A 13,716-nucleotide genomic window follows, 5' to 3' on the forward strand; every position below is an offset into this window, starting at 1 on the left:
TCCTTTAGATTCACTGTTATAGGTTAATCACTTCCTCTATCCTTATAACCAACTCACTATAAGTTGATTCATTCATTTAAATGTAATTATTACCATATCAAAAAACGCTACTCTTCCGCAGAAGAATAGCGCGTATCTTATGATCATGTAATAGCGTTTAAGCTCGAACATCTCTTTTGACAAAAGAAAACCATGTTATTGCAATAAACACAATCATATACACAAGCAATACACCTAAAGAGAATCCTAATGAAGTCACACCAAATGTACCTGTAGGTGAATTAAAATACTGTGTCAGATCCAAATTCGTAGACAGTAAATATTTCACAACTCCACGATCTTCCGGCTCAAGGAATAGTCGGAAAATACCATTCAATGTTCCACCAGAGAAATACAGCAAAATCGAAACCATAATCGCTAACGCTGTAGAACGGAATAACGAGGACAGCATAAAGGCAACAGTGATTAAGACTAAAGCGCGAATATAATTATATACAATCGTCAGTAACAGATCAGGTGTAGGCCCTGATAGAACGCTACTGCCTGTCGTTGGAAATAAAATATAAGCAAAAATCATATTTAAAATAACAAATAGGATTGTAGCTACTAACGAAAATAAAATCACAGCAATATATTTAGATAGTAAAATTTTCCAACGATCCCATGGACGAATCAATAACAGCTTAATCGTTCCTCTTGAAAATTCACTTGATACCGATTCGGAAGCAATAATCAGCGATAACATAATAACAATAAAATACAAAATAAATGATTGATATAGTACACCTGATGCTGTAAAAGGAACATCTACGATTTTAAGAAAAATCGGCACAATCGGTGAACCGATAATCATCAAAATACTCAAAATCCATGTTGACTTTTTAAGTACAATTTTGAGATTTTCATTATGTACCAGTCTCCAGAAATTCATCATAATTGTCCTCCTCGCGTCAATTCTAAGAATTGATCTTCTAAGCTACGTTTGATCGGACGAATCGAATACACAGCTATACCATTTTGCGCAAATAACGTATTCAGTCGTGCTACTTCTTGACGATCAGCTTCAATCGTCCATGTATTGCCTTCCACTTTGCCGGCTGACGCTAATTGAGCTGCTAATTCAGGTTGATCCAGTTCAAATACAACCGTTACTTTCGCTATCAGATCCGCTTCTGCTTCTTGAGTCGTATGAAGTTCACGTACATCTATTAATTTCCCGCCATCAATCACAGCAATCGCATCACACATCAATTCCATTTCAGCAAGCAAATGACTGGATACAAATACAGTCGTTCCTTGTTCACGAGTCAACGCACGTAAATAATCCCGTAGCTCTCGTATCCCCTGCGGATCAAGTCCATTGGTAGGCTCATCCAAAATTAATAACTTGGGACGATGTAGCAATGCTTGTGCGACTCCTAGACGCTGGCGCATACCTAGTGAATAGGTGCTTACTTTTTCATGAATACGTCCTGTTAAGCCGACAAATTGAATTACCTCATCAATTCGTGCTGGATCTACACCAGGCGACATACGAGCATATTGCATTAGATTCTGTCTACCTGTCATATACTTGTACATTTCGGGATTTTCGACAATCGCGCCCACTTTGGCAATAGCTTCTTCAAAATGAGTACGAATACTTTGACCTTCGATCAAAATATCCCCTTCTGTAATGCTCATCAGCCCTACCATCATACGGATCGTCGTCGTTTTCCCTGCACCGTTAGGGCCTAGAAATCCAAATACTTTACCTGCTGGAATATCCAGAGTCAAATGATCGATTAACGTTTTGCCACCGATTACTTTACTTACATTTACAAATTGAACTACAGGTAGATGACCTGCTGCATAAGGGACTTTGATGTCTGTGAGTGGCTCTTTCATATGCTGTTCTGTAGAAGACATGATTGTATCGGAATTGGATTCCATCTGTTTTCCTCCTGCTCTATGTATCAATCTCAATAATAGATACGTACTCCATCTTTTACCCAGTGTATCATAGTTCAAGCTAGACATAAAAAAAGAACCTGTTCACTGGAATATTCCAGTAACAACAGGTTCTTCAATCCATTATTTAGATAACCATTACTTGAGATGCTTTAATCCTTTTCTATTCTATAACATCGAAAAGGGCTAACAACCATCCCAACGATGCTAACATACTACGCACCGGAACGTGCCAGTTCACGCATATTGGCTTCAAAGGCTGCAAGTAATGCTGCTTCGCCTGTTAGACCTGTATCGTGAACTTTTTGAATTTGCTCGGTCATCCGTTTGTAGTCTTTAGGGATAACACGTACAAAGTCTTGAGATTGTTGATTCCAGTCTTGCAATACACGTTGTCCTGCTTGGCTACCTGTATACTCCACATGACGTTCGATCAGAGATCGTACTTCTTCCAGTTCAGCTGCATCTTCAATCGATTCAAGTAGAACCATTTCAAGATTACAACGCTCTACAAAGCTACGATCTGGATCAAGCACATAAGCAATACCGCCAGACATCCCTGCTGCAAAGTTACGTCCTGTACTGCCTAGAACAACAACCCGACCACCCGTCATATATTCACAACCATGATCTCCTACGCCTTCAACGACTACATTTGCGCCAGAGTTACGTACAGCAAATCGCTCACCAGCGATACCATTAATATATGCTTGACCGCTTGTAGCGCCATACAGAGCTGTATTTCCGATAATAATATTATCTTCTGCTACAAATGTAGCTTTGGCATCTGGACGAACGACTAATTTACCACCAGACAATCCTTTACCTACATAGTCATTACAGTCGCCTTCTACTTTGAGCGTCATTCCTTTAGGAACAAATGCGCCAAAGCTCTGACCTGCTGATCCTTTGAAGTTAAATGTGATTGTATCTTCCGGTAAACCTGCTGCGCCATATTTACGTGTGATCTCGCTACCTAAAATGGTACCTGTCGCCCGGTTCACGTTGCAGATCGCAAGGTCAGCTTCTACACGCGTACCATTTTCAAGAGCTGGAGTTGCCAGTGGAACCAATTGTTGCATATCCAATGTCTCTTCCAGTTGGTGATTTTGTCTTTGGATTCTGTAGCGTTCACTACCTTCTGCAAGCTTAGGCTCATGAAGCAATACAGATAGATCCAGACCTTTTTTCTTCCAGTGTTCTGCCGCATCGACAGCGTCCAGACAATCCATACGTCCAACCATTTCTTGAACAGTACGGAAACCAAGTTCAGCCATAATTTCGCGGAAATCTTCAGCTACAAATTTCATAAAGTTTACAACATGATCAGGATCACCTGTAAAGTTTTTACGAAGCTCTGGATTCTGTGTCGCTACACCTACAGGACAAGTATCCATCTGACAGACACGCATCATAATACAACCTAACGCTACAAGTGGTGCTGTAGAGAAACCATATTCTTCTGCGCCCAATAAAGCGGCTACCGCTAGATCACGTCCGCTTAGCATTTTACCATCGGTCTCCAACACAACACGATCACGAAGATTGTTCATAATCAATGTTTGTTGTGTCTCCGCTAGACCGAGTTCCCACGGCAAGCCTGCATGACGAATAGATCCTTGTGGAGATGCACCTGTACCGCCATCATAACCACTTACCAAAATAATATCTGCACGACCTTTAGCAACACCTGCTGCGATCGTACCTACCCCTACTTCAGCTACCAATTTTACATTGATATCTGCGCGTGGATTTGAATTTTTGAGATCATAGATCAATTCAGCCAAATCTTCGATCGAATAAATATCATGATGCGGTGGTGGTGAAATCAGACCTACACCCGGTGTGGAACCTCGAACTTCAGCAACCCACGGGTACACTTTACGTCCTGGTAATTGTCCACCTTCGCCCGGCTTCGCACCCTGCGCCATTTTGATCTGAATTTCATCGGCATTGACCAGATAATTCGATGTAACACCAAAGCGTCCAGAAGCCACCTGTTTGATTGCACTACGACGTGAATCTCCATTCGCGTCTGGAACAAAGCGTGCAGGATCTTCGCCACCTTCACCGGTGTTACTTTTCCCACCGATACGGTTCATCGCAATAGCCAGACTCTCATGCGCTTCTTGACTGATCGAACCGAACGACATTGCGCCTGTTTTGAAGCGCTTGAAGATCGATTCCAGTGGCTCTACTTCTTCCAAAGGAATAGGTGCGCCATTTGGTTTGAATTTGAGCATCGAACGCAATGTCAGACGTTGCTCATTTTCACCTTCAACCAGTGCTGCATATTTTTTGTACAATTTATAATCGCCAGTACGTACAGCATGTTGTAATAAATGGATCGTTTGTGGGTTGAATAAATGTTTCTCCCCGTCATTACGCCATTGATAATCTCCACCAGAATCAAGCACTTTGTCATTGCCATCTTTGTCTGTAAACGCACGATTATGCTGAGATAGACTTTCGGCTGCAACTTCTTCCAAACCAATACCGCCAATACGAGAAGCGGTCCAGGTAAAGTATTGATCGACAAAATCTTGCTTCAATCCTACAGCTTCAAAAATCTGTGCGCCACGATAAGATTGAATCGTCGAAATACCCATTTTAGAAAGAATTTTAGTTACGCCTTTGGTAACACCTTTAACATAGTTTTTCACAGCTTTTTCATGTGAAATTCCACGTAGTAATCCTTGTTTGATCATATCTTGCAACGATTCAAATACCAGATACGGATTGACAGCACTAATACCGTAACCTAATAACAAAGCAAAATGATGCACATCACGAGGTTCACCAGATTCAAGCAACAAACTGACTTTCGTTCTTGTTCCTTGACGAATCAAATGGTGATGCAAACAAGCGACAGCAAGCAATGAAGGAATAGCTGCATTTTCTTTATCTACACCACGATCGGAAAGAATCAAGAAATTATGACCTTTACGAATAACACGATCTGCTGCTGCACATAAATTATCTAATGCTTTACGTAATCCTTCTGCACCTTCTGCTGCTGTATAGAAAATAGGAATAGTCATCGCTTTGAATCCAGGGCGACGAACATGACGGATTTTGGCAAAATCTTCGTTCGACAATACCGGTGTATTCAAAATAATCTGACGACAACTTTCCGGTTGTGGATCTAATAAATTGCGCTCCGGTCCAATCGATGTTGCTGTTGACGTTACAATCTCTTCACGAATCGAATCGATCGGAGGATTGGTTACCTGTGCAAACATCTGCTTGAAATAATTGAATAGTCGTTGCGGACGATCAGACAGTACCGCAAGCGGTGCATCATAACCCATTGAACCAATCGCTTCAGCACCTGTAGATGCCATAGGCTCTAGCACTTTACGCAACTCTTCAAATGTATAACCGAACGATAATTGCAATTGCTCAATATTGCTATGATCCGGTTGAATTGCTTCCGGTGCGTCTGGAATCTCATCCAGATTCATCAAATGCTCTTCAAGCCATTCGCCATACGGTTGCTCGGAAGCAATTTTATCTTTGATTTCTTCGTCTGAAATAATACGACCTTCTGCTGTATCTACCAGCAACATACGTCCTGGACGCAGGCGATCTTTGTACAGAATATCTTCTGCTGGAATATCCAGTACGCCTACTTCAGAAGACAAAATAATACGGTCGTCTTTGGTAACATAATAACGTGCTGGACGTAGACCGTTACGGTCAAGTGTCGCTCCGATCTGAATTCCATCGGTAAATGCCATTGCTGCTGGGCCATCCCATGGTTCCATTAGACAACTGTGATATTCATAAAATGCTTTTTTCTTCGCATCCATGCTGTCATGGTTACTCCACGGTTCAGGAACCATCATCATAGCGACATGCGGCAATGAACGTCCATTCAAATACAAGAACTCTAACGTATTATCAAACATCGCTGTATCAGATCCATCTGGATTGATAACCGGACGAATTTTATCAATATCATCACCGAATACTTCACTCTCGAAGAGTGATTGACGAGCATGCATCCAGTTTACATTTCCACGCATCGTGTTAATCTCACCGTTGTGAATCATAAAACGATAAGGGTGAGCACGATCCCAACTTGGGAATGTATTGGTACTAAAACGAGAGTGAACCAATGCCATAACAGATTCAAACTCTTCATTGCGTAGATCCAAATAAAACTCGCCTACTTGAATCGTGGTTAACATTCCTTTGTAGACCACTTTGCGACAAGACAAACTTGGGATATAGAATGTTTCTCCACCCGGTTCACTTGCAAAGCGAATATGACGTTCTGCTAAACGGCGAATCACATATAATTTACGTTCAAACGATAATTCATCTTGAGATTGTAACTCTGCGCTACGTCCAATAAAAAATTGGCGAACGACTGGCTTCGCATCTTTTGCCGATTTGCCAAGTGTACTGTCATCTGTAGGCACAGTACGTACACCAAGAAGAACTTGTCCTTCTTGCGCAATAATATCTTTCAGCATGTCTTCATGACGGTTACGTAGTTCTTCATCACGGGAGAGGAACACCATCGCTACACCGTACTGACCTTTTTCAGGCAATTCAAAATCAAGTGCTTTTGCTTCTTTAACAAAAAAACGATGAGGAATCTGCACCATAATACCGGCTCCGTCACCGGAATTTGGCTCGCTACCCTGACCGCCACGATGCTCCATATTTTCAAGCATTGTCAGCGCCTGGCTAACGATCTGGTGACTCGGTGTTCCTTTGATGTGTGCAGTAAAACCCATACCACAAGCATCTTTTTCAAATTGAGGATCATAAAGCCCCTGTTTTGGAGGCAAACCAGTAATGTTCATAATACGCAACCTTTCTATTATGAAGTGAGATGTCAAGAGAACAGCCAGTGGACGGCACTACGAGGACGACAGTGAATATCGCAATTTCAGAGATAGGGTATAACAAAACAGGCTGCTCTTCCAATCATCACGACCTGTATACGTAAATTGACGATACAGATGGTTGGAAGCAGCCTATCTGAATATGATATTAGAAATGAATAGTAGAAGTATAATTATCCGAATCTCTGTTAGTAGAGATTATACGTAGCATAAGCATGTTTGCTTTTACCCTGGATTAGTTATCTTATTTTAACACTGACCTGACATCGTGGCAATTCAAAATTTTTATAGTTCTGATAAAATATTATTTTGCGTCAAAGCATTAGTGCAATAACGTATCGCATTAGCTTCTTAACAATATAGTGTATTATTATACATTAAAATTAATAATTTATACATACTTTTTATCTATTATTTTGTTGTTATTTTTGCAAACAAATAAAGCCTACCTTTTTATAGTAAAGGTAGGCTTTTGATTTGGATACTGCTTTATACTATTTATCTAAAGATTCATTCTTTTATTACAAAGTGAATCTGCTGGCACAAATTAGATCTCTACACTTTCACCGATCGCTAATGGCAAACCTTTCATGCCTTCACGCTCTAGCTCTTTTGCAAACGCATCAGCATCTTGTTCGATTGGCGGGAATGTATTGTAATGAATCGGAATCACTTGATCTGCTTTGATCCATTTCGCCGCGATCAATGCATCTTCTGGGCCCATCGTAAAGAAATCTCCGATTGGCAAAGCAGCTACATCAATCGTATTCAATTCACCGATTAATTTCATATCTCCAAATAGCGCTGTGTCTCCTGCATGATATAGCGTTTTACCACCCATCGTTAACAGAATACCGGCAGGCTCTCCAAGATAAATATTTTGACCATTTTCTTCAATCGATGAAGAATGGAACGCTAGCGTGTATTTTACTTTGAACCCGTCGAATTGTTTGCTACCGCCAAGGTTCATGCCTACTGTATTTTCAACACCTTTGCTTGCTGTGTATTGAGCCAATTCTACGACTGCAATCACAGGGCAATTGTTGTTATTAGCAATTTCGACTGTATCTCCAAAATGATCGCCATGACCATGAGTTAAAATAATAGCGTCTACTTTAATATCTTTTGGAGCAACATTTACATGTGGGTTTCCTGATAGAAAAGGGTCAATAATAACTGCTTTTCCATCTTGTTCAACCAGTAAGCAAGACTGACCATAATATGTGATTTTCATAAATAAATGCACCTCCGAAATAAATTAATATACCCGCATTGATTTTATCATTCTCGCCAATGAAAGTATAATTCCTCTACTTCTTATAAACTAGAAAACAGCAAACTAAAACAAACCAGCTTATTTCATGGTTTTATTTAAAGAAAGTATGATGTCCAATTTGTACTACTTTGGTACGGGTACGTTCAATCGTATCATCGGTCGCCAAAGACAATGACACAAAATAATACGTGTTATCAGGCACTTCTTTATGACCGGATAGAGCTGCACTTACTGCTTGAACAGACTCAGCATTAGGTTTCACACGATCAAATCTACCGTTGTTTACAGGCGAAAACTGGTATCTTTGATAAATCACATCTTTGATAGTTTTGGGAAAATTAGCTGACCGTAGCCGGTTTAAGACAACGTTGGCAACTGCCACTTTGCCTTCGTACGGTTCGCCTTCAGCTTCTGCCATAACGATACGTTCTAACAGTAGCCGATCTTTACTAGACATTGCGTAGGTCCAGGTTGCTTCGGATTTCTCCTTCTGGTTAAGTAGCTCGGTCCGAGTAAAGTATAAGTGGGTTGGAGTTGAATGATTAATAGACGAACTTGCCGTTACAATGCCAGACGATGCTTTCGCTTTGGCTGAACGTGCGTTCGCTGCTTTCAATTTTGCTTGTTTCGCCAATTTTTTAGCTTTAAGAGCTTTGGTCTGTGCTGCTGTTGTTTCTGCTTTGACTTGCTTAATCACTTTTTTGGTATGTGTATTATTCCAGGTGACAAAGCTTAGACTTGTCCTTGCTTCAAGCGGAGATGCAGACGCCACTACAGGCTTAGTTCCCCATATCGGCAATTGAGTAAAAGATTCTTCTTTGGTTGTACGGTTATCCATCCAAAAAGGCATAGACATTACAAATATAAAAAGCACGCCTAACAAAGGCGTAATCCATTGGTTGCGTTTAATAAACTCCATTTTTTTCCTCCAATATTGTTAGCTTACTCCATCCTCTATGTAACCTATCCGATTTCAATTGAATACACCAACATTCAAATTTTGAATCATTTTTTCAATTTATGATTCAGTCGAATATACGATTACAAGCCGAAGTTACTAATCTAATTTGAATTTTCTTATTCCCGAAAATTCGATTTCCATCCCGCCTTCAATTACAAAATTGCAGCAGAACGTATAGTAGTATAGTTACTTATCTTTTGTCAAATTGACAAAAAGCCAATATTAGGCATAGGTCACTCTTTCACTAAGGGAAATGTAGTAATATTCTCATATGAGGGTTGATGTCCTATTCGTATTTTGCACAATACGATCTCTGTGACTTGCCATCCTATAGGTGGCAACTGAAAGGTATGATCCAGCTCTGAAAAAGGAATTTCACCTTTATATTTGCGAGCTATTGTAATATGCGGTCGATATGGACGATCATCTATTACATATCCCAACTCTGTACAAGCTTGTCCAATCTGCTGCTGAAGAATATGCAATGATTGAAGATCACCTTCAGGATGTACCCACCACACTCTGGGTGCTTCGATCAGACCAAATGTATCTAATGATCCAATCTGTAATGAAAATGATTGGGTCTGTGCTGCTATTTGAGCAATGGCTTGTTGTAATGGGGGAATCTCTTCTACCCATACATCACCTAGAAACTGAATTGTGATATGTAAATCCTGTGCATGTGTCCATTTGCGAAAATTATATTTCTCATGTAACGAAGCACTCCAATCACTTAAAGATTCTGCTGCTTCTTGTCCGATCCGCAAAGCAACAAACATTCGCTCTTGTCCTGCTTGTGTACCCATGATCCATATAACCTCCTTCATACTAAAATCACTTTTAACGAACACACGTTCTATCATTACTTCCACTTAGTATACACCAAATGATATAAATCTGCAAAACACTACATTCCTTTACTGCTTCTAATTTGGTGTGCGGGTTATTATTTGATATCATTTAAAACAGAAATAAACATTCAAGCTTTACTACTCGAGGAGGGAATCACATGTCTACCATTGTCTTTCTACAAGAACTAGATGAAGCTCAAAAACAACAGATTCAAAAGGCAGCGCCCCATTATGAGTTGAAAGCTGTTCCTGCCAAACAAGCAGATGCTTCCCTTTTTCAAGATGCCGAAATTATTGTAGGATGGTCTAAAAAGCTGGCTGATTATATTCTTGCCGAAGACTGTCCGGTTAAATGGGTTCAAACCTGGTCAGCAGGTGTGGATAATATGCCTTTAGACAAGTTGAGTCATAAGCAAGTTCAATTGACCAGCGCTAACGGTGTACATACCGTTCCAATTTCAGAACAAATTTTTGGATATATGTTGTCATTCTCTCGTAACTTTCATCAAGCGATTCGCAATCAGAGTCAACAGACATGGGATACGAGTGGAACGTTTACCGAACTTAAAGGAAAATCGATTGCTATTGTAGGTGTTGGTAATATTGGACAAGAAACGGCAAGACTTGCTCAAGCATTCGGTATGCATACAATCGGTGTTCGTCGTTCAGGTAAAGCAACAGAACATATCGAAGAGATGTATACGATGGATCAATTAGACGATGCTTTGGCTGAAGCAGATTATGTGGTGAATATTTTGCCACTAACGGATGAGACGAAACAGTTATTTAATCAAGAACGTTTTGCAGCGATGAAGAAAAATGCTATTTTTATAAATGTGGGACGTGGTTCTACAGTGGACACCGATGCATTGGTTCATGCTTTGGAAGATCACGTAATTGCTGGAGCAGGGCTTGATGTGTTTGACCCGGAACCTTTACCTGAAGATCATCCATTATGGAAAATGGATCAAGTGATTATTACCCCTCATATTGCAGGTAGTAATGAACATTATACAGAACGTGTATTAGATATTTTCCTAACGAACTTGAAAGCTTATCAGAACGATCAGACTCTTCCTATCAATCTAGTTGATTATGGTAAAAAATATTAATTAAAACAATAAAAAGACTCGTTCCCAATAAAAGGACGAGTCTTTTTTGTAATGAAAAAGTATGATTTATTCAATAGTTCGTTTATTTATTCAATCGCATTTATCTTTTAAATATAATCTATACTTTTATTTTTTAGCATTTTATAACAACGAAACAGAAGATACCGATTGATTGGCTTCTGCAATTTTTTGATACACATGGATACGTTGATCGTACGTTTGCAATGGACAAATGAGTAGTAGTTCGTCCGCCTTATATTGAGTTTGCAATTGTTGTAACTGCTCTATAATATTTTCGGTGCTTGCTACAATCGGAGCTGGAATTTCGTCAGTACTTCCGCCCGGCGCTTGAGAATGACTTTTCCAATGCTCATATAACTGCTCTGCTTCTGTTTGCGTATCTGCGCAAATAACAGAGATTGCCATCATGACTTTAGGATGAGACTGTAACGATGTAGCTTGATATTGTTCAAGATAATGTTGGATGGCTTTCTGACCATCATTATCACTCATAAAGTAACCAAATACATATCCTGTTCCATATTCAGCGGCTAGACCTGCACTCTTAATATTGGTACCAAGTAACCAGCATTCCGGCTCTTGTGCAGGAATCGGTCTAGCAAAAACTTCTCCGCCTTCAATCTCATATTTATTTTGCAACAAATGAGTAAGGTCTTGCATCAATGTAGGCATCTGAGCCACATGTTCTAAATAATTACCACTGAGTGCAATCGAAGCATGAGCAGATCCACCGGGTGCACGTCCTATACCAAGATCAATTCTGCCTGGATACAGCGCTGATAACATCCGAAACGTTTCTGCGATTTTGAGTGCACTATAATGAGGCAATAATACACCGCCAGAACCTAGACGAATCGTTGACGTGTGCGCTCCAATATAAGTGATTAATATTTCAGGTGCTGTACAAGCAAGCCCTGCCATGTCGTGATGCTCTGATAACCAGAATCGCTCATATCCTTGTTCTTCTGCCATTTGTGCTAATCGTACAGATTGTTGTAATGCTTCTTCAACCGATACGCTTTCTAATACAGGTGACATATCCAGAATGCCAAGGGGTAATGCTTTCATGGTTTCACCTCTTCTATGATGTTTCTTCTATAATATAGTTTTTTGTAAGAACATAAATAATATTAATCGAGATCGTAAATAGACCCGACTTTGAGACCGTATAATTCATTATATATTTTCTCGGCAAATGCGTCGGTCATTCCAGCAATATAATCAATGACCATTCGCTCCCATGTCCATACAGGATTCGGGCTTAATTGATCACGTTCAAATCGTTGCAACCAATCCGAAGGAATAATAGACACAGACGATTCTTGATCAAGAAAAGCATCCCATAAGCGGCGAATAATCCACTCACTGCGTTTTTGTAATCGTTGCACACGTAGATCACGAATCATCGTCACCCATGCAAAACTTTTGAGTACACTTACAGTTCGCAACAAATCTTCGTCTTCTGCTTGATCATTGATAAAAGTGACCTTTTTCCAATCACCATCATCAATCACACCCAGATGACTTACAAAATGACTTACCCAGTACGCTTTGACCTCGCGGCGAGTACGAGAGTAATCATGATCACAAACAGGCAACTTTTCACCCCAAATACGCAAGTATGCTGTTAAGACTTCATCTACTTTAGCTGCTATACTTTCACGACTCCATCCTAACCAGAAACGATCTTCAAGGGTCATAATTTTTTCGATAATTAATTTATGCGTATATGGATCATGCATAAAATGTTCATGGACTTCTATTTTACCTGCTTTGATCCCATCTTCTAAATCGTGAGCCGAATAAGCGATATCATCACACAAGTCCATCAATTGAGCTTCCAGTGTAATTTTACGATCTGGAATTTGCCACTGCTGACGAATCTGGTTAATATATTGCCACTCCCGATGGTACAGTCCTTTTTTATTAACGATTCCGGTATAAGGATATTTGTTAATACCGAGTAGAACAGCATCGCACAGATTGAGTCCATCCAAATTTTCACGTTTTTCCAAAAACATAATCAACCGAAAATTATGAGCATTGCCTTCAAAGTGTTCATATTTTTCTCGCATTTGCTGACGCACAGCTTCCCGTTCAGCAGAAGTTACTTTTTTGCCTTTTAATGCTTTTTGCGTTTTCTCGGTAATTAAATTTTCTAATATACTCTCCAGTACTTCTTCTCCCTTATGTCCAAACGGCGGATGCCCGAAATCATGAGCAATTGAAGCACATTCTACTACTTCAGGATGAATAATCAGCCCGGGATTACTAGCAGATGATTCATCAATTTCAGGATAACGACTAAGTAGACTTTTGGCTGCTTGTCTGGCGATCTGTGCCACTTCCAAAGAATGAGTCAATCGTGTACGGTAATAATCACCTGTCCCTGCTCCAAATACCTGTGATTTTCCTTGTAAACGACGAAACGTTGGAGAATGAATCAATCGCGAATAATCGCGTTCGTAAGCTTCGCGGGAAGCTTCATGTTTGTCCTCTGTGTATTGACGGTGTTCACGCATTGATTTTAAATTATTTTCCATATGGTTTCTCCTATATCTCTATATCTATTGGCTATACATGGTTGGAGTGATTATACACATTTTTGCACACTTCGCAAAGTAACGCATTTTCACAAATACATGCCTAACTAAATGGTAAACTATTTATACCCATTTTACACTGA

9 protein-coding genes are annotated in these 13,716 nt (G+C 39.9%); 1 reads left to right on the forward strand and 8 read right to left on the reverse strand.

Annotated elements, in window-relative coordinates; genetic code table 11:
* Nucleotides 1-157: 157 nt before the first annotated feature.
* From QCD85_RS03645 to thpR, 6 genes are all read right to left on the reverse strand, one after another.
* Complete coding sequence (locus tag QCD85_RS03645) at nt 158-934, reverse strand: ABC transporter permease (RefSeq protein ID WP_301261657.1); 777 nt, start codon at nt 932-934, stop codon at nt 158-160.
* On the reverse strand, nt 931-1,887 hold the full coding sequence (locus tag QCD85_RS03650; RefSeq protein ID WP_301261958.1) for an ABC transporter ATP-binding protein: 957 nt from the start codon (nt 1,885-1,887) through the stop codon (nt 931-933). Before QCD85_RS03650 ends, QCD85_RS03645 begins: the two co-directional genes overlap by 4 nt.
* A 278-nt stretch (nt 1,888-2,165) precedes the next feature.
* Nucleotides 2,166-6,767 (reverse strand): glutamate synthase large subunit, encoded by a 4,602-nt coding sequence (gene gltB / locus QCD85_RS03655; RefSeq protein ID WP_301261658.1) that lies wholly within the window; start codon nt 6,765-6,767, stop codon nt 2,166-2,168.
* A 589-nt stretch (nt 6,768-7,356) separates the two neighbouring features.
* On the reverse strand, nt 7,357-8,043 hold the full coding sequence (locus QCD85_RS03660; protein WP_274170671.1) for a metal-dependent hydrolase: 687 nt from the start codon (nt 8,041-8,043) through the stop codon (nt 7,357-7,359).
* A 133-nt stretch (nt 8,044-8,176) separates the two neighbouring features.
* Nucleotides 8,177-9,004, reverse strand: coding sequence for a cell wall hydrolase (locus QCD85_RS03665; protein WP_301261659.1), 828 nt, complete (start codon nt 9,002-9,004; stop codon nt 8,177-8,179).
* A 275-nt stretch (nt 9,005-9,279) separates the two neighbouring features.
* Nucleotides 9,280-9,852: an RNA 2',3'-cyclic phosphodiesterase gene (gene thpR, locus QCD85_RS03670; RefSeq protein ID WP_301261660.1), complete on the reverse strand. Its 573-nt coding sequence runs from the start codon at nt 9,850-9,852 to the stop codon at nt 9,280-9,282.
* 203 nt (nt 9,853-10,055) lie between these two features.
* Between thpR and QCD85_RS03675 the strand changes: the two genes are divergently transcribed.
* Nucleotides 10,056-11,009 carry a D-2-hydroxyacid dehydrogenase gene (locus QCD85_RS03675; protein ID WP_301261661.1) on the forward strand — a complete coding sequence of 318 codons (954 nt, stop codon included), beginning with the start codon at nt 10,056-10,058 and terminating at the stop codon, nt 11,007-11,009.
* A gap of 141 nt (nt 11,010-11,150) precedes the next feature.
* Here the strand turns inward: QCD85_RS03675 and QCD85_RS03680 are convergent, their stop codons facing one another.
* The gene (locus tag QCD85_RS03680; protein ID WP_273615254.1) at nt 11,151-12,098 is read right to left on the reverse strand and encodes an MsnO8 family LLM class oxidoreductase; all 948 of its coding nucleotides are present in this window, start codon (nt 12,096-12,098) and stop codon (nt 11,151-11,153) included.
* A 62-nt stretch (nt 12,099-12,160) separates the two neighbouring features.
* Nucleotides 12,161-13,573, reverse strand: a complete 1,413-nt coding sequence (locus QCD85_RS03685; RefSeq protein WP_301261662.1) for a deoxyguanosinetriphosphate triphosphohydrolase family protein — start codon at nt 13,571-13,573, stop codon at nt 12,161-12,163.
* Between the last annotated feature and the right edge of the window lie 143 nt (nt 13,574-13,716).

The sequence above is a fragment of the Paenibacillus sp. PsM32 genome (assembly GCF_030433815.1).
Lineage (GTDB): Bacteria > Bacillota > Bacilli > Paenibacillales > Paenibacillaceae > Saccharibacillus > Saccharibacillus kyungheensis.

Excerpts from the sequence above, each read along its gene's own strand:
- QCD85_RS03650 (WP_301261958.1), bottom strand. The coding sequence starts at position 1,887 with ATGAAAGAGCCACTCACAGACATCAAAGTCCCTTATGCAGCAGGTCAT.
- QCD85_RS03685 (WP_301261662.1), bottom strand. The coding sequence starts at position 13,573 with ATGGAAAATAATTTAAAATCAATGCGTGAACACCGTCAATACACAGAG.
- QCD85_RS03680 (WP_273615254.1), bottom strand. The coding sequence starts at position 12,098 with ATGAAAGCATTACCCCTTGGCATTCTGGATATGTCACCTGTATTAGAA.
- gltB (WP_301261658.1), bottom strand. The coding sequence starts at position 6,767 with ATGAACATTACTGGTTTGCCTCCAAAACAGGGGCTTTATGATCCTCAA.
- QCD85_RS03675 (WP_301261661.1), top strand. The coding sequence starts at position 10,056 with ATGTCTACCATTGTCTTTCTACAAGAACTAGATGAAGCTCAAAAACAA.
- QCD85_RS03665 (WP_301261659.1), bottom strand. The coding sequence starts at position 9,004 with ATGGAGTTTATTAAACGCAACCAATGGATTACGCCTTTGTTAGGCGTG.
- QCD85_RS03660 (WP_274170671.1), bottom strand. The coding sequence starts at position 8,043 with ATGAAAATCACATATTATGGTCAGTCTTGCTTACTGGTTGAACAAGAT.
- QCD85_RS03645 (WP_301261657.1), bottom strand. The coding sequence starts at position 934 with ATGATGAATTTCTGGAGACTGGTACATAATGAAAATCTCAAAATTGTA.
- thpR (WP_301261660.1), bottom strand. The coding sequence starts at position 9,852 with ATGGGTACACAAGCAGGACAAGAGCGAATGTTTGTTGCTTTGCGGATC.